The 16,600-nt window shown below is 71.9% G+C and carries 16 protein-coding genes and 1 riboswitch; of the genes, 9 read left to right on the forward strand and 7 right to left on the reverse strand.

The window, feature by feature from the left end; genetic code table 11:
* The first annotated feature begins 72 nt into the window (after positions 1 to 72).
* The 3 genes from AC1DZC_RS05285 to AC1DZC_RS05295 all read left to right on the forward strand — a co-directional run bounded on the left by AC1DZC_RS05285 (position 73) and on the right by AC1DZC_RS05295 (position 2,296).
* The gene (locus AC1DZC_RS05285) at positions 73 to 525 is read left to right on the forward strand and encodes a CD225/dispanin family protein (protein ID WP_477040393.1); all 453 of its coding nucleotides are present in this window, start codon (positions 73 to 75) and stop codon (positions 523 to 525) included.
* 204 nt (positions 526 to 729) lie between these two features.
* Positions 730 to 804: riboswitch (cyclic di-GMP riboswitch) on the forward strand.
* 16 nt (positions 805 to 820) lie between these two features.
* Positions 821 to 967 carry a hypothetical protein gene (locus AC1DZC_RS05290; protein ID WP_477040394.1) on the forward strand — a complete coding sequence of 49 codons (147 nt, stop codon included), beginning with the start codon at positions 821 to 823 and terminating at the stop codon, positions 965 to 967.
* Between the two features lie 45 nt (positions 968 to 1,012).
* Positions 1,013 to 2,296: an APC family permease gene (locus AC1DZC_RS05295; RefSeq protein ID WP_477042496.1), complete on the forward strand. Its 1,284-nt coding sequence runs from the start codon at positions 1,013 to 1,015 to the stop codon at positions 2,294 to 2,296.
* A 10-nt stretch (positions 2,297 to 2,306) separates the two neighbouring features.
* Here AC1DZC_RS05295 and AC1DZC_RS05300 read toward each other — a convergent pair whose 3' ends face one another.
* Entirely contained in the window at positions 2,307 to 2,744 is a 438-nt protein-coding gene (locus AC1DZC_RS05300; RefSeq protein WP_477040396.1) for an RICIN domain-containing protein, read from the reverse strand.
* Here AC1DZC_RS05300 and AC1DZC_RS05305 point away from each other — a divergent pair.
* Positions 2,731 to 3,240, forward strand: coding sequence for a hypothetical protein (locus tag AC1DZC_RS05305; RefSeq protein WP_477042497.1), 510 nt, complete (start codon positions 2,731 to 2,733; stop codon positions 3,238 to 3,240). The genes AC1DZC_RS05300 and AC1DZC_RS05305 overlap by 14 nt on opposite strands.
* A 208-nt stretch (positions 3,241 to 3,448) precedes the next feature.
* On the forward strand, positions 3,449 to 4,105 hold the full coding sequence (locus tag AC1DZC_RS05310) for a hypothetical protein (RefSeq protein WP_477042498.1): 657 nt from the start codon (positions 3,449 to 3,451) through the stop codon (positions 4,103 to 4,105).
* Here the strand turns inward: AC1DZC_RS05310 and AC1DZC_RS05315 are convergent.
* A complete protein-coding gene (locus tag AC1DZC_RS05315) occupies positions 4,102 to 5,349 on the reverse strand; it encodes an arginine deiminase (protein WP_477042499.1) in 1,248 nt (415 codons plus the stop codon). The genes AC1DZC_RS05310 and AC1DZC_RS05315 overlap by 4 nt on opposite strands.
* Positions 5,350 to 5,589: 240 nt before the next feature.
* Here AC1DZC_RS05315 and AC1DZC_RS05320 point away from each other — a divergent pair, with 240 nt between their 5' ends.
* The 4 genes from AC1DZC_RS05320 to AC1DZC_RS05335 all read left to right on the forward strand — a co-directional run bounded on the left by AC1DZC_RS05320 (position 5,590) and on the right by AC1DZC_RS05335 (position 9,955).
* Positions 5,590 to 7,686 carry a PQQ-dependent sugar dehydrogenase gene (locus AC1DZC_RS05320; RefSeq protein WP_477042500.1) on the forward strand — a complete coding sequence of 699 codons (2,097 nt, stop codon included), beginning with the start codon at positions 5,590 to 5,592 and terminating at the stop codon, positions 7,684 to 7,686.
* Between the two features lie 88 nt (positions 7,687 to 7,774).
* The gene (locus tag AC1DZC_RS05325) at positions 7,775 to 8,599 is read left to right on the forward strand and encodes a bestrophin-like domain (RefSeq protein ID WP_477042501.1); all 825 of its coding nucleotides are present in this window, start codon (positions 7,775 to 7,777) and stop codon (positions 8,597 to 8,599) included.
* 181 nt (positions 8,600 to 8,780) lie between these two features.
* Positions 8,781 to 9,134: an SHOCT domain-containing protein gene (locus tag AC1DZC_RS05330; protein ID WP_477042502.1), complete on the forward strand. Its 354-nt coding sequence runs from the start codon at positions 8,781 to 8,783 to the stop codon at positions 9,132 to 9,134.
* 26 nt (positions 9,135 to 9,160) lie between these two features.
* Positions 9,161 to 9,955, forward strand: a complete 795-nt coding sequence (locus AC1DZC_RS05335; protein WP_477042503.1) for a tyrosine-protein phosphatase — start codon at positions 9,161 to 9,163, stop codon at positions 9,953 to 9,955.
* On the opposite strand, the gene hrpB is transcribed toward AC1DZC_RS05335, so the two are convergent.
* The 5 genes from hrpB to gad all read right to left on the reverse strand — a co-directional run bounded on the left by hrpB (position 9,945) and on the right by gad (position 16,473).
* The gene (gene hrpB, locus AC1DZC_RS05340) at positions 9,945 to 12,425 is read right to left on the reverse strand and encodes an ATP-dependent helicase HrpB (RefSeq protein WP_477042504.1); all 2,481 of its coding nucleotides are present in this window, start codon (positions 12,423 to 12,425) and stop codon (positions 9,945 to 9,947) included. The two genes, AC1DZC_RS05335 and hrpB, sit on opposite strands and share 11 nt — an antisense overlap.
* 47 nt (positions 12,426 to 12,472) lie before the next feature.
* A complete protein-coding gene (locus tag AC1DZC_RS05345) occupies positions 12,473 to 13,321 on the reverse strand; it encodes a phosphatase PAP2 family protein (RefSeq protein ID WP_477042505.1) in 849 nt (282 codons plus the stop codon).
* A gap of 145 nt (positions 13,322 to 13,466) precedes the next feature.
* Positions 13,467 to 14,168, reverse strand: coding sequence for an RraA family protein (locus tag AC1DZC_RS05350; protein ID WP_477040406.1), 702 nt, complete (start codon positions 14,166 to 14,168; stop codon positions 13,467 to 13,469).
* Positions 14,165 to 15,052, reverse strand: coding sequence for a hypothetical protein (locus tag AC1DZC_RS05355; protein WP_477040407.1), 888 nt, complete (start codon positions 15,050 to 15,052; stop codon positions 14,165 to 14,167). The genes AC1DZC_RS05350 and AC1DZC_RS05355 overlap by 4 nt, the downstream gene beginning before the upstream one ends.
* Positions 15,049 to 16,473 carry a glutamate decarboxylase gene (gene gad / locus AC1DZC_RS05360; protein WP_477040408.1) on the reverse strand — a complete coding sequence of 475 codons (1,425 nt, stop codon included), beginning with the start codon at positions 16,471 to 16,473 and terminating at the stop codon, positions 15,049 to 15,051. Before gad ends, AC1DZC_RS05355 begins: the two co-directional genes overlap by 4 nt.
* Between the last annotated feature and the right edge of the window lie 127 nt (positions 16,474 to 16,600).

Here is a 16,600-nt window from a genome sequence, read left to right on the forward strand (position 1 = left end):
CGGCACGCACAGCCTGGGCACAGACGACGGTCGTACGCTGCGAGGGACGAGCCCTGCCCCCAGGAGGACACCGTGGCATCAGAGTCGAACGCCGCAGAGCCGGACCCCGCACCCGCCCCGCTGCCTGCTGCCCCGCTCCCCTCCGCCCCCGCACCCCAGCGACCCGGATTCACGAGCGCACCCGTCGGCTGGGTCATCGCCGCGATGCTCGTGTTCTGGCCCACCGGGATCCCGGCGCTGCTCGCCTCCCACCGAGCGGCGCGCGCCTTCGGCGCCGGCGACGTCGGCACCGCCCAGCACGAGTCGGCGAACGCCCGGCGCTGGGGCATCATCAGCGTGATCGTCGGGGCGTGCCTCGTGCTGTTCTGGATCCTGGTGTCCATCGCCTGGTTCGCGATCGTCGTGCTCGCGGTGCGCCACGGCGACGGCGAGCTCTGGCACGAGCGGCCGGACTGGTCGAACGAGCAGCCGTTCGACGACTCCCACCAGATGCCGCTCCCGCCGCACTCGTCCCGCAACGGGTAGGACGGTCTGTCACGAGCCGCAGTCACGGTTCGTGACTGCGGTTCGTCTACTGTGACCCGTCCCCCGATCGGCGGCCCACCGTTGCCAGCGATCACCCGCGCGGGTGCACCTCGCACGCCCGGCCGGGTGAAAAGTGGACGATTGTCCGGATGTGCGGCTGCCAATGACTGCTGTCACGCCGGATTTCACTTACAGTAGGGAACGTCAGCGAGACGGCAAACCCGCTGCAAGGTGGGGACGCAAAGCCACGGGGCCTACACGGTCAGCCGGGCTACCGAACAGACGGGACTTTCACATGGACCAGCGCGGCTACCCGCTCGACCCTTCCGAGGCGGCACGGACCAACGCACTCCCCACGAGCCGGCTTCAGGCGTGGACCGCCCTGGCCGCCCGAGCCCAGGCGCTCGCCCTCGTCCCCGCGCAGGGTGTTCGCGCCGCCTGACGGACACCGGCACGGGCGGCGACGCCCGACGGTCATGATGGAGCCGTGCCGCCGCCCGAGGTGACCCCCGCTCCCCAGTCGATGGTCCGACGCCTCGGCGTGCGTGACGCGGTCGTCGTCGGCATGTCCGCGATGATCGGCGCCGGCATCTTCTCGGCGTTCGCGCCCGCCGCCGCCGCGGCCGGCTCAGGCCTGCTCATCGGGCTCGCCGTCGCCGCCGTCGTGGCCTGGTGCAACGCCACGTCCTCGGCCCGGCTGGCCGCGCTGTACCCGACCTCCGGCGGGACCTACGTCTACGCGCGGCACCGCCTCGGAGACCTGTGGGCCGGCCAGGCGGGCTGGGCGTTCATCGTCGGCAAGACGGCGAGCTGTGCCGCCATGGCGCTCACGCTCGGGTCCTACGTGGCACCCGACCACGTCCGGCTCGTCGCGATCCTGGCGGTCGTCGCCCTCACGGCCCTCGGATGGGCCGGGGTGCAGCGCTCGACGCAGCTGAGCGCCGTCATCGTCGTCGTGTCGCTCGCCGCGCTGCTGGTCGTCGTGCTGGCCTCCGTCCGCGGCGGCACCGCGGACGTGGCGCACCTGCAGCCGTTCCCCGGTGGGGACGCCGCGGGCATCCTGCAGTCCGCCGGGCTCCTGTTCTTCGCCTTCGCCGGCTACGCGCGCATCGCGACCCTCGGCGAGGAGGTCCGCGACCCGGTCCGGACCATCCCGCGCGCGATCGCGGTGGCGCTGCTCGTCGTGCTCACCGTGTACGCGGTCGTCGGGTTCGCTGCGCTGCTCGCGATCGGAGCGACCGGGCTCGCGGCGACGCCGGCACCGCTGCAGGCCGTCGTCGAGGCCGGCTCGTGGGCCGCGTGGTCGCCCGCCGTCCGGGTCGGGGCCGCCGTCGCGTCGCTGGGCGCCCTGCTCGCACTCCTGCTCGGTGTCTCCCGCACGGTCGTCGCGGTCGCGCGTGACCGGCCCTCGATCGCCCGACTGGCCCGGCTCCACGAGGTGTCCCGGACACCGCGCACTGCCGAGCTCGTGGTCGGGGCCGTCGTCGTGGTCCTCGTCGCCGCCCTCGACCTGCGCGGCGCGATCGGCTTCTCGTCGTTCGGCGTGCTCGTCTACTACGCGATCGCGAACGCGTCCGCCCTGACGCTGCGGCGCGACGAGGGTCGGCCCCTGCGGGCGATCCCCGTGGTCGGACTCGTCGGCTGCCTCGTCCTGGCTTGCACGCTGCCGATCGGGGCGGTCCTCGCCGGGCTCGGTGTCGTGGCCCTGGCGGCACTCGAGTGGGCCGTCCGCCGCCGGCACGGGCGGGGCGCTCGCAAGCCCCAGGGATAGGGGTGCAGCGTCAGCTGCGCGCCCACTGCTGGTTCTTGCCGCCGTTGCACGTCCAGAGCTGGAGCTTGGTGCCCTTGCCCGTCCCGTGCCCGGCGGCGTCCAGGCACTTGCCCGACGCGATGCTCACGATCGTGCCGTCGGCCATGACCTGCCACTGCTGGTTGGCGCCGCCGTGGCAGGACCACACGATCACCGGCGTGCCGTCGGTCGTGCCGCTGCCCTTGGCGTCCAGGCAGCGCGTGCCGTAGATCATCAGCTGCTTGGAGTAGGTCGCGGTCCACTTCTGGTTGGTGCCGCCGCTGCAGTCCCAGAGCGTGACCTGCGTCCCGCTCAGCTGCGTCGAGCTCGGCAGGTCGATGCACCGGCCGGACTCGGCGCCCTTGACCAGGCTGGACTGTCCCGCCGGCGTCAGGGTCGGCGCCGAGCCGGGCACCTTGACCGGCTTCATCGACGGGGTCGTGGGCACGTCCGCCGGGGCCGCCGGCGTGTCCGAGGGCGTCGGAGCGGCGGCGGGAGGCGCCGCCGGGGACTGCGCCGCGGGTGCCGGCGCCGGCGGTGCGACGGGGGTCTTCGGGTCCGGCGCAGCCACCGGGGGCTTCGGCGCCGTGGTCGGTGTCACGACCGGGGGCTTCGGCGACGTCGTCGGCTTCGGGGTCGCCGTCGGTGTGGGCGTCGGCTTCGGTGTCGGCTTGGGCGTCGGGGTCGGCGTCGGTGTCGGCTTGGGCGTCGCGGTCGGCGTCGGCTTTGGCGTCGGCGTGGGTGTCGGCGTCGGCTTGGGCGTCACGGTCGGCGTCGGAGTCGGCCTGGGCGACACGGTCGGGGTCGGCGTCGGTGTCGGGTTGGCCGCTTGCGCGCCGTTCGCCAGGGTGAGGAGACTGCCCAGCCCGAGCACGATGGTCGCGAGCACCGTCACCGATCGCCTGAGCCGCGGACTGCGCATGTGACCTTCTTCGTGAACGCGGAAGGGTGCTCGTGCGAGCTACGACTCCCGAACGGGTGAACCGTCGGGATCATGTCGTGGGGCTTATGACACCGGGAAGCAGTTCTTGCACGATTGGTCCAGATGGCCCCGCCCATATCGGGCGGAACCTGGCGATTGAGACCCTGCCGTCCGGCACCCGATCGGCGCAGTCCCTGAGCGAGAGCAGGATCATGACCAGCCAGAGCAGAGCCGTCACCGCCCAGCGCTGGCGCAGCCGCAGGTCCGCGGCCGTCGGTGGCATCGTGTTCGCGATCCTGCTCATGACGGTGCTGGTGATCATGCGCCTGGCCGTGGCCGACCAGGACCTTGCCGAGCTCGCCGAGAACCCCGGGCGGCAGCACCTCATCCGGTTCGCCCTGCAGCTCGTGCCGTTCGCCGGCATCGCGTTCCTGTGGTTCATCGGCGTCGTCCGCGACCAGCTGGGCGCCACCGAGGACCGGCTCTTCTCGTCGGTCTTCCTCGGCAGCGGACTGCTGTTCCTGGCGATGCTCTTCCTGGGCTCGGCGATGACCACGAGTCTGATCGGCATGGTGGCGAGCCCCAACCTCGACCTCGGCCTGTGGGACTTCGGCCGGCACACGACCACGACCCTGATCAACGTCTACGCGATGCGCATGGCCGCCGTCTTCACCCTGACCGTCAGCACGGTCGTGCTGCGGACCGCCTCGGTGCACCGCGGTCTCGCGTTCGTCGGGTACGGGGCCGCGCTCGTGCTGCTGCTGACCGCAGGGAGCGACCGCTGGGTCGAGCTGCTCTTCCCCGCGTGGGTCCTGGTGCTGAGCATCGCCATCCTCGTCACCGCCGAGCGCCCGCGCGTCGAACCCTAGAGCTCGACCGCGTCCCGGGCGATCGGGCAGGTCATGCAGTGCCCGCCGCCGCGGCCCCGCCCCAGCTCGGCCCCGGTGATCTCCAGCACCTCGATGCCCGCGGCCCGGAGCAGGGCGTTCGTCGTCGTGTTGCGGTCGTACGTGAACACGACCCCGGGCTCCACCGCGACCGCGTTGTTGCCGCTGTCCCACTGCTGGCGCTCCGAGGCGTACGCGTCTCCCCCGGTCTCGATCACACGCAGGCCCGGCAGGCGGAGCGCCCCGGAGACGACGTCGACGAACGGCGTGGAGCCCTCGTCGGTCACGTGCACGCCCGCCGGGCCGCCGGGCCGCAGCGTGAAGGCGTGGATCTGGTCGACGATGCGCGGGTACAGCGTCACGACGTCCCGGTCCGCGAACGTGAAGACCGTGTCCAGGTGCATCGCGGCGCGCAGCTTGGGCATCCCCGCCACGACGACCCGGTCGGCGGCACCCTGCGCGAAGAGCGCGGCCGCCAGCTGCGTGATCGCCTGCCGCGACGTGCGCTCGCTCATGCCGGCGAGCACGGTCCCGTTGCCGACGGGCATCACGTCACCGCCCTCGAGCGACGCCTGACCCCAGTCGCGCTCGGGGTCGCCCCACAGCACGGTCGAGCCGACGAAGTCCGGGTGGAACCGGTAGACCGCCTTCATCAGCAGCGTCTCGTCGCGACGGGCCGGGAAGTACAGCGGGTTCAGCGTCACGCCGCCGTAGAGCCAGCAGGTGGTGTCGCGCGTGTAGAGCGTGTTCGGCAGCGGCGGCATGAGGTACTCGCGGGCGTCCGGCGACGACGCGGCGAGCACGAACTGGCCGGACCGCACGTCGGCCGGCAGGTCCTCGACCGCCAGCCCGCCGATCAGCAGCTCGACCAGCTCGGAGGGGCTCAGCTGCTCGAGGTAGCCGCGGGTCGCGTCGACGAGCTCGAGCCCGACGAGGTCCGGGACGATCTTGCGGTCGAGCAGCCAGTCCCGGGCGCCGGGGACGGCCATCGTCTGCGCCAGGACGTCGTGCAGCTCGAGCACGTCGACGTCACGCACCTTGAGCTCGTCGACGAACGCGGCGTGGTCCCGCTGCGCGTTCTCGACCCACAGCACGTCGTCGAAGAGGAGGTCCTCGGCGTTGGTCGGCGTGAGCCTGCGGTGCGCGAGGCCGGGCCGGCACACCAGCACCGTCCGCAGTCGCCCCACCTCGGAGTGGACGCCGTACCCGGACGACCTCGTCGACATCGCTCGCTCCGCTCGTCGGCGACCCCGCGTCGGTACCGCGGTTGCACCCCATTGACCCCGATCACCGACGTCCGGTCAACAGGAGCGGCCGGGCCGTGCCCCTCGGGCCGTCCAGCCGGTGCGGGTCATCTCGTCGCTCGGCGCGCGAAGAGCACAGCAGTGCGAAACGATCCACCAGAACCCCCCAGAAATGCCCCGAATGGCACACCCCCTTGCCGGCCCACCCCGAAGGAGCGGTCCATGAACGACTCGTCCCCGCGCAGGCGCCGCCGCCCGCGCGCCCTCGTCGCCGCCCTCGCGGCTCTTGCCACCCTCGCCACGATGCTCGTCGGAGTCGCCGGTGCCAGCACCGCGTCGGCGGCGGGCTCGACCATCGTGGGCGTCGCGTCCCAGCGGTGCCTGGACGTCGTCGGGCAGAGCCACACCAACAAGGCCCGCGTGAACATCTACGACTGCAACGGCCAGAGCAACCAGGGCTGGACCCTGACGGCCGCCGGCGAGCTCAAGGTCTACGACGCCGTGACCTGCCTCGACGTGGCCGGCCAGTCCACCACCGCCGGCGCGATCGTGCAGATCTACAGCTGCAACGGCGGCCAGAACCAGAAGTGGCGGCTCAACTCGAACGGCACCATCACTGCGCAGAACTCGGGTCTGTGCCTCGACGTCACGGGGAACACGAGCGCCAACAGCACGCTCGTCGGGCTGTGGACCTGCAACGGCCAGAACAACCAGCGGTGGACCTCGCCGCTGTTCACACCCGACGCGACGCCCCCGTCGGTCCCCGGCAACGCCCGGGTGAGCAACCTCGTCTGCGACGCCGTGACGTTCTCCTGGAACGCCTCGAGCGACAACGTCGGCGTGGCGTACTACGACGTCTACCACGACGGTCAGCAGATCAAGACGGTGAGCGGCTCGACCCTCACCACCGACCTGCCGGTCGTCGCCGGTGTGCGCTGGGGGCTGTACGTCAACGCCCGTGACGCAGCCGGCAACGTCTCGCAGGCCAGCACGACCGTCTACATCACGCCGCCGGTCTGCCAGATCGACACGACTCCCCCGTCGGCCCCGACGAACCTGGCGGGCACGGCCAACGGCACGACGGTCACGCTGACCTGGACGCACGCCACCGACAACATCGGCGTGCGCGCCTACGACATCTACCGCAACGGCGCGAAGGTCGGCACCAACACCGGTACGGCGACGCTGCTGCCGAACAACACGTTCGTCGACAGCACCCTGGCAGCGAGCACGACCTACGCGTACTACGTCGTCGCCCGTGACGCACAGCTGAACTACGGCCCGAGCAGCAGCACGGTGAACGTGCGGACCGGCACCGCCTGCGGCAGCTCGATCTGCGAGGTCACGCAGATCGGCACGGACAAGGACATCCCCTGGGGTCTGGTCACGCTGCCCGACGGCCAGATCATGTACTCGCGCCGCGACGCGCAGAACATCGTCAAGCTCAACCCGACGACGGGCGCGACTCTCGACGTCGGCACCGTCCCGAACGTCCAGAGCACCGACGGCGAGGGCGGCCTGATGGGTCTGGCCATCGCTGCGACGTACTCGTCGGACCACTGGCTCTACATCATGCACACGACGCCGACCGACAACCGGATCGTGCGCATCAAGGTCGAGAACGACAAGCTCAACCTCTCGACCGAGCAGGTCCTGGTCAGCGGCATCCTGCGCAACAAGTTCCACAACGGCGGGCGGCTGCGCTTCGGACCGGACGGCAAGCTCTACGCGAGCACCGGTGACGCGCAGAACGGCGACAACGCGCAGAACCGGAACGGCCTCAACGGCAAGGTGCTGCGGATGAACACGGACGGGTCCGTCCCGTCGGACAACCCCTTCGGCAACCTCGTCTGGAGCTACGGCCACCGCAACCCGCAGGGCCTCGCCTTCGACTCCCAGGGACGCCTCTGGGAGCAGGAGTTCGGCAACGGGATCATGGACGAGACCAACCTCATCACCAAGGGCGGCAACTACGGCTGGCCGGCGTGCGAGGGCACCAGCGGCACCTGCGGCACAGCCGGGTACATCGCTCCCAAGCGCACCTACCCGACCTCCGAGGGATCGTGCTCGGGCATCGCGATCGTGCGTGACGTGGTCTACGTCGCGTGCGAGCGCGGAACCCGGCTCGTCCGCACGCCCATCGTCGGGGACGCCCTGCCCAGCGCGCAGTCCTACTTCAACGGCACCTACGGCCGCATCCGCACCGTGGAGCCGGCGCCCGACGGTGGTCTGTGGATGACGACCACCAACCTGGGCGACAAGGACAGCATCGCGAACAACAGCGACGAGAGGCTCTTCCACGTGACGCTCGGCAGCTGAAGCCGGGACCACGGCGGCCGGCTCGCCCTGGGGTGGGTCGGTCGTCGTCTGTCCGGGACGGACCACGCTGACCCGTATATTTCCGGCCATGAACATCGTCGTGGGCGCGGCCGTCCTCATCGTCGTCACCGCGCTCACCTGCACGGCGATGCTGTTCGTGCGGCGGCGGGCACCCGTGGGGAGCTTCTTCACGGACGGAGACCGCGCGTCGGGCGTGTTCGGCGTCCTGGCGACGGGGTTCTCGGTGCTCCTCGGCTTCATCATCTTCCTGGCCTTCGACTCCTACGACCAGGCGCGCTCCGGCGCGGAGGCCGAGGCGACGATCGTCGCGCAGCAGCTGGAGACGGCCCAGTTCTTCCCGGCGGCGACGGGCAAGCAGCTGAGCGGCGAGCTCGTCTGCTACGGCCGTTCCGTCGTCGGCACCGAGTGGCCCGCGATGGCGGACGGCACGATCGGGGACTCGATCAACCCGTGGGGCGTCGCGATGTTCCGCACGCTGCAGGACTTCACGCCCGGCAGCGACACCGAGCAGTCCGCGTACGACCGGTGGATGGACCAGACGGCCGACCGCGAGCAGGCCCGTGTCGACCGGGTGCACGGCGCCGAAGGGCTGATCCCGTTCCCCCTGTGGCTGGTCCTCTACGTCATCTCCGGCGTGATCTTCGCCTACATGCTGTTCTTCGCGGACCGCGGCGAGTCCCCCACGACCCAGGTGATGCTCATGGGCAGCGTCACGGTCGTCATCACGCTGCTCCTGCTGCTCCTCACGTTCTTCGACCACCCGCACGGCGAGGGCTTCGGCAAGCTGCAGCCCACGGCGATGCAGCGCAACATGCGGGTCATCGACGAGGAGCTGACCGCCCTCGGCCTCGACCTGTCGCTCCCGTGTGACGCGGACGGGCGGGCGACCTGAGCTTCTCGGCCCCGACCTGCGGTCTGACGTGCACCGTTGGTCCTAGTATCGAGGCGCGGACGCCGGATCTGTCGGTTTCCGCCCGTACCGGCCGGACGCCCGCCATGCTCTCTTCCCGCACTTGGAGACAGTCGACATGCTCATTCAAACGTCATCCGGCAACGGTGGGATCCTGCTCTGGATGCTCGAGTTCTTCCTGTTCGTGATCTGGTTCTGGCTCCTGATCGCGATCTTCTCGGACCTGTTCCGGGACAAGAACACCGGCGGCGGCGTGAAGGCCCTGTGGGTCTTCTTCCTGATCATCCTGCCGTTCCTCGGGATCCTGCTGTACCTGATCTTCCGCGGGAAGGGCATGGGTGAGCGTGGCGCGGCCCAGGCCGCTGCCGCGCAGGAGCAGTTCAACGCGCAGATCCGAACGGCTGCCGGCTCGACCGACTCGGCCGCCGACCAGATCGCCAAGGCGAAGGCCCTGCTCGACAGCGGCGCCATCGACCAGGGCGAGTTCGACAAGCTCAAGGCCGCGGCCCTGGCCTGAGTCGCGACGAGCCGGCTGGGGTCCCGATGACGACACCTGGGCAGTCCATCGCCCTCGCGTCCCTGCTGAACCTGCGCGACATCGGCGGTTACCCGACCGCCGACGGTCGCCGGGTGCGCACGGGCGTGGTGTTCCGGTCGACGGACCTCAGCCGGCTCGACGACTCCGACGCGTCCGTCGTCGAGGCGCTCGGTCTGCGCACGGTCGTCGACCTGCGCACCACGCCGGAGCGTGAGGCCGCGCCCGACCGCCGCCTCGAGGGCGTCGACGAGATCGTGCTGGACGTCCTGGCCGATGCCGGCGGCGACGGGCCCGAGCAGCTCCTGACGCTCATGGCACACCCGGCGCAGGCCGCAGACATCCTGGGCGACGGCAAGGCCGTGGCGCTGCTCTCGCAGGCCTACCGCCAGATCGTGTCGCTCCCCAGCGGCCTGGACTCCTACCGGCGGCTGTTCGGCATGCTCGCCGACGGAGACGACCTCCCGCTGCTGTTCCACTGCACGACCGGCAAGGACCGCACGGGCTGGGCGGCCGCGGCCACGCTCCTGCTGCTGGGTGTCAGCAAGGACGACGTGTCGTACGACTACCTGCTCACCAACGAGCAGCTCGTGCCGCACCTGCAGCCGCTGTTCGACCAGTTCACCGCGGCCGGTGGGGACGCGTCCCTGCTGAGCCCGGTCCTCGGCGCCCGACCCGAGTACCTGGCCGCGGCGCTCGACGAGGTCGAGACGCGGTTCGGCTCGATCGAGGGTTACATCCGGGACGGCCTCGGCGTCGACGCCGACCAGCAGCAGCGGATCCGGGACGCCCTCACCGAGTGACCCGCCGGGTGGGCTCCGCCGCGAGCGGGTCCTGTGGCCAGGCGTGCTTCGGGTACCGCCCGCGCAGCTCCGCGCGCACCTGCGGGTAGCCGTTCCGCCAGAACGACTCCAGGTCCGCCGTGACCGCCGCGGGCCGGCCGGCGGGCGAGAGCAGGTGCAGGAGCACGGGCACCCGACCGTCGGCCAGCCGCGGCGTCTGCCGCCAGCCAAACGTCTCCTGCAGCCGAACCGCGAGCACCGGCTGGTCGCCGGCGTAGTCGATGTGCACGGTCGAGCCGCTCGGCACCGGGAGCCGCTCGGGCGCCAGGACGTCCAGTCGGGAGGCATCGGGCCAGGGCAGGAGCCGGCGCAGCGCCGACGTCACGTCGATGCGGTGCAGGGCGGAGGGACCGCGGGCGAGGTCCGGCCCGAGCCACGTGTCGAGCGTGGCCAGGAGGGACTCGTCGGACACGTCCGGCCACGGAGCACCGAGCGCACGGTGCAGGAAGGCCAGCCGTGCACGCAGCGCCGTCGCACCGGCGGTCCACCGCAGCGCGCCGAGGCCGGCCTGGCGCAGGCCCTCGCGCACCGCCGCCTGCACGAGCGTCGGGTCGGGGTTGGCCACCCGCGACGACGCCAGCTCGATCGCGCCGAGCGACCGCACCCGCCGCGCGACCACCCGGCCGTCCTGCCAGGCGACGCGCTCCTCGTCGCGCACCAGCGCCGGGGCCGCCTCGAGCGCCAGGTCCCCGTCGAACGGGGCCGCCGAGCGGATCGTCGCGTCGCGTCGGGCCGCTCCCCGGTCGGCGTCCGCCACGGCGAGCCATCCGAACCCCGTGAGCGGCGACCCCGGAGGCAGGGTCGCGCCGGTACCGGACGCCATGAGGTACGCCGACCCGCCCGGCCGCAGACGGGCGATCCGGTCGGGGTGCGCGAGGGCGACGACGAACGCCGCGGCCAGGTCGTCGGTCAGCGAGCCACCGCGGGTCCGATCCGGCAGCGCGGAGAGCAGCCGCTCGGTCTGCGCCCGCCAGCGCTCCGTGTCGGGGCTGCCGCGCCGGACCTCACGAAGGGCGGCGACGAGGTCGCCACCGGGCGCGCGCAGGTCGTCGGACAGCAACGCGACCACCTCGGCGGCCCGCCGTGCGCCCACCACCGGCGCGCCGTCGAGGAGGGCGCGGGCGAGCCGAGGGTCGGCAGGCACGGCCGCCACCGCGCGTCCGCGCTCGGTCACGGTGCCGTCCGCCGCGACCGCGCCCAGGTCCCGGAGCGTCTCGACGGCTGAGTCCAGCGCGGCCGCGGGCGGCGGGTCGAGCAGCGCCAGGTCCGACCCCGAGGGGCTCCCCCAGCACGCCAGCTCGAGTGCGAACGCCGTCAGGTCGGCCGTGCGGATCTCCGGCTCGGGATGGGCCACGAGCCGCACGTGGTCCGCCTCCGTCCAGCAGCGGTACACGGCGCCGGGGCCCTCCCGCCCGGCCCGCCCGGCGCGCTGCTCGGCCGCCGCACGGCTCACGCCGACGGTCACCAGCCCCGCCAGCCCGCGCCGGTGGTCCGTGCGCGGCTGCCGTGAGAAGCCTGCGTCGACCACCACCCGCACGCCGGGCACGGTCAACGACGACTCGGCCACCGCCGTCGAGACCACCACGCGTCGGCGCGGACCCGGAGCAAGGGCCAGGTCCTGGTCGCGCGACGGCAGTCGTCCGTGCAGGGGCCGGACGTCCGCATCGACGCCCGCGAGGCGCCGCGACACGGCGCCGACCTCGCCGGCGCCCGGCACGAAGACCAGGACGTCGCCCGCGCGCTCGTCAAGGGCGCGGCGGACGGTCGCGGCCACGTGATCGAGGAACCCCGGCGTGATCCCGCGCTCGTCGGTGCGGGCGACGCGCGGCGGAGCAGGGCACCAGAGCACGTCCACCGGGTGCAGGGCGCCCTCGACAGCGACCACCGGCGCGCCACCGAGCAGGTCCGCGGTCCGGGTGGCCTCGAGCGTCGCCGACATCGCGACCAGGACGAGGTCGTCGCGCAGGTGCGCGCGGACGTCGACCAGGAGGGCCAGGGTCAGGTCCCCGTCCAGGTGCCTCTCGTGCACCTCGTCGAGCACCACCGCGCCGACCCCCGCAAGCTCGGGATCACGTTGGAGCCTGCGCAGCAGGATCCCGGTGGTGACCACCTCGATCCGCGTCCGGGCGCTGGTGCGGCTCTCGCCGCGCACGCTGTAGCCGACCGTTCCACCCACCGGTTCCCCGAGGAGGTGTGCCAGCCGGCGAGCGGCCGCGCGGGCGGCGATCCGGCGCGGCTGGGTGACGACGATGCGGCCCCGGACCGCGGCGGCGACGGCGGGCGGGACGAGCGTGGTCTTGCCAGTGCCCGGCGGCGCCTGCACGACGACGACCCCGTGGGCCAGGACCGCGGCCGCGACGGCGTCGAGCGCGTCCCGGACCGGGAGCTGCGGCGGGTCCGCGAGCAGCCTCGCGATCGGGTCGTCGTCCACGGCTGGAGTCTGCCCTGGTCCGGGCTGTGGTGACGACCGCGGACGCGTCAGCCGCCGGGGGGCCGGCCCGGGTCCCGGTCGTGCGACGTGGCGTCCATGTGCTCGACCGCCGGAGCGGGCTCGTGCACATCCGCTCCGGGACGGTTCTCGGCGGCGGCCAAGGCGTAGTCCTCGGGCACCGCGACCTTGCCGGTGCCCTTGCGCCCGGTGGCGGACGCAGGACCGTACGGCTTGCGCGCGGCCCACCAGCACGCCAGGACGAGCGCGCCACCCGCGACCGCGTCGAGGAGCCAGTGGTTGGCGGTCAGGACGACGACGGCCGTGGTCATGGTGACGTAGCCGAACGCGAGGACCTTGAGCCAGCGCCGTCGGGCGAGGCACGCCAGGACGACACTCACCCACAGGGCCCAGCCGACGTGCATCGACGGCATCGCCGCGACCTGGTTGGTGACGGTGCTGGCGTTCTGCGCCTGCTCGGCCGCCGACGGCCACCAGCCGTACTGCGAGGTCGCGGCCACGGTGTCGATGTAGCCCGCGGTGAGCCGGGGCGGGGCCGTCGGGTAGAACATGTAGCCGAGCAGCGCGATGAACGTCGCGGCGAACAGCGCCGTGCGCGCGGGCCGGTACAGCGTCGGACGGCGGACGTACAGGATCACCAGCACGGTCCACGTGACGATGAAGTGCATCGTCGCGTACCAGTACGCCGAGAAGACCGTGACCGGCGTCAGCGGGGTGACCCAGTGGTTGATGGCGTGCTCGACGTCGATGTGCAGGAAGCGCTCGACCTCGAGGATGTCCAGCGCGTGGTGCCTGGCCGCGCCCCAGTCGCCGCCGACGACGAACCGGGTGGCGCTGTAGGCCGCGTAGAGGGCAACCACGAGGGCGAGCTCGCGCACGGCTGCGCGTCTCGCCACGTTCCGGGTGGGCCCCTGTTCGACCATCGCGTCCGAGGCTAGCGGACGGCTACGACATGAATTACGGGCGAGGCCCGTCGGATGGTGTGACATCCGTCAGCAAACCTTAAGGATCCGTTCGCCCGGGTCACTCCTCGATGGCACCTTCGACCGATCGCAGGTGCTCCCGGAACGTCAGGGCGGGTTCCCGGTCCCGCCGCGCCAGGAACTCCCGGAAGCGGACCTGCGACCGCAGCGGGGTGCCGCCACGGACGAGCTCGGCCTGGCGGCGTTCCGTGTCCCGGATCCGCTCGGCCGCATCGAGCACGGCGGTCGCGCGCTCGGCGGGCACGAACAGCACGCCGTCCTCGTCCCCGAGGACCAGGTCGTCCGGCCCGACCACCCACTCGCCGACGCGCGCCCACGTCAACGCGTCCGGGTGGCGCGGCTCGACGCCCAGCGGACCGGTCGGCAGCGCGCCCTGGCTGAACACCGGCAGCCCGATCGCTCGCAGGTCGACGGTGTCCCGGTGCAGCCCCCAGATCACGATCCCGCCGATCCCCGCGGCACGCGCCTCGAGCGCGACGAGGTCGCCCACGCACGCCCGGTCGACCCGGCCGCCGTCGTCGACGACCAGGACGTCGCCCTCCCCGGCCCGCTCGAACGCCTCGAGGAACACGTCGACCGACCCCGCGTGCTGCGCCGGCAGCACGCGGCCGAAGACCTTGCCCGCCGGGAACGCGGCCCGGACGTCGGCCGGCGCGCACCGCACGTCCACGCCGACGCGGATGCAGCCGTCGGCCACGTGCGCGCTGGTCAGGCCGAGCACCCGATCCCGCAGGCCGCTCACGCCGCCGCCGCGCTCTCCGGGACCCGGTCGCGCGCCGACTCGACCGGCAGCAGGATCGCACCGAGCAGGAAGCAGACGGCCCCCAGGAAGGTGCCCGCGTTGACGAGGGCGAGGTTGGCCAGCTCGCCGGTCGAGCGCACGTAGCGCGAACCGATCGCCGACGCCCCGAACGCGATCGATCCGAGCATGTTGAGCGCGCTGATGCGCCAGCCGGTCGAGCGGTCCGAGCGCGGCAGGATCCCGCGGTTCACCTCGGAGTAGGCGAACCAGCTGGCCACGAGGAACGCGACCGAGCCGAGCGCGTCGGGTGCCCACACCAGGTGCCGGTCCTGCGCGAGGCTCAGGTCCGCGCGCGTCGCCGCGAACGTGGTGACGTTGAAGAACAGCGTCCCGACCAGCTGCACGAACGCCGCCCAGAAGTCCAGGCGGCGCGGCTTCCACCCGATGAGCCGGCGCAGCGGTCCGCGGGTCTGCCTGTCGACGAAGATCCCCTCGGGCGCCGCCACCGTCTCCCGGTACTGCAGGTAGGCGGCGCTCGTGAAGAAGATCGAGCCGACGAAGAAGGTCCACGCGACGATCTCGGGCGCGATGTTGTCGAAGTACACCGGCAGCGAGCCGAGCGCGAAGCAGACCGAGCCGACCGCGAACAGGCTGCCGATCCACCAGCTCATCGCGCTCGGGCGGCTCGCCCAGGTCCGCGCAGGGTCCAGGACGCGGTCCTCGAGCAGGCCCAGCCCCTTGCGGTGCCGACGTGAGCTCCAGTGCACCCGCGACCCGTCGGGACGCTCCAGCACGGCGCGGGTGACGAACGATGCCGGTCCGGACGTCTCGACGACCCGCCACCCGTCGGGCAGGTCGGGAACGGTGGTGGTGCTCGTGCTCATTTCTTGGTGAAGCCCGTGCGCGCCTTGCTCTTGGCGGCGGCGTGCGCGGGCGAGGTCCAGACGTCGGGCTTGCGGGTCTGGTCGTGTGTCGGCTGCTCCGCGACGAGTGTGTCGTAGGCCAGGTGCAGGTCCTTGAGCAGCTGCTCGACCATCAGCCGGCTCAGGTCGAGCCGGACGACGACCCGCATCAGGTGGGTCTCCTGCGCGTCCGGCGGCAGGCTGTACGCGGGGACGATCCAGCCGTCCTCACGCAGCTTGGCGGACAGGTGGTACACGTCGAAGCCCGGGTCCCCCTTGAGCGTGAACGTCACCACCGGCTCGGCCAGGCCCGGGTTGAGGATCTCGAACTTGCCGCTGGCCACCAGGCTCTCGTTGAGGAAGCGGGCGTTGGCCAGCATCGTCTCGACGATCGAGGTGTACCCGCTGCGACCGAGGCGCACGAAGTTGTACAGCTGCGCCTGGATCATCGCGGACCCGCGCGAGAAGTTGAACGTGTAGGTGGGCTGCGCCCCGCCGAGGTAGTTGACGCTGAAGACCAGGTCCTCGGGCAGCTTGGAGCCGTCGCGGAAGATCAGCCAGCCGACGCCCGGGTAGACCAGGCCGTACTTGTGCCCGGAGGCGTTGATCGAGGCCACCTGCTCGAGACGGAAGTCGAACTTGAAGTCGGGCTCGGAGAACGGCGCGATGAACGCACCGCTGGCCCCGTCCACGTGCAGCGGGACGTCCCAGCCCTTCTCCTTCTTGATGCGGACCAGGAGGTCGTTGATCTCCTCGATCGGGTCGGACTCGCCGATGTGCGTGGTGCCCAGCACCGCCCCGACCGCGATGGTGTTCTCGTCGACGAGCGGCTCGACGTCGGCCGCGCTGATCACGAACCGGTCCGGCTTCATCGGGATCTTGCGCATCTCGACGTCGAAGTAGTTGGCGAACTTGTCCCAGACGACGTGCGTCTCGGCGCCGAACACGACGTTCGGCTTGTCGGTCGGCAGCCCGGCAGCGGCACGGCGGTTGCGCCACGTGCGCTTGTGCGCCAGCAGGCCGAGCATGATCGCCTCGGAGGACCCGATCGTGGCGACGCCCACGACCTGGGCGTTGTCGGGCGCGTGGAACAGGTCGCCGAGCATGTGCACGGCCGCCTCTTCGACGAGGGACGCGGCCGGGTACTCCTCGTGGTCGATGTGGTTCTTGCGGATCGTGTCGTGGATGAGCTTCTCGGCCTGCGGCTCCATCCAGGTCGTCACGAAGGACGCGAGGTTCAGCGTCTCCCGGCCGTCGAGCATCAGACCGGTGTGCAGCAGCTCGTAGGCCTCGTCGGCATCGATCCCGTGCTCCGGGAAGGTGCCGCGGTCGATGTGCTCGCGGAAGCTGGGACGCCCGTGGATCGGGCCGAACACGTCACTGCTCTCAAGCTTCTTGCTCACCGTTGCTCCTCGAGTCCATCCGCGGGTCCCTGGGCCTGCTGCCTGCGGAGATGTGCACGTGCCTGCCTGCCGAACGTAGCAGCCGAACATGACGGTACGTCCCGGTCTGTGGCGACTTCTCGGCATC

It is taken from the genome of Cellulomonas sp. P2_B4 (assembly GCF_056404795.1).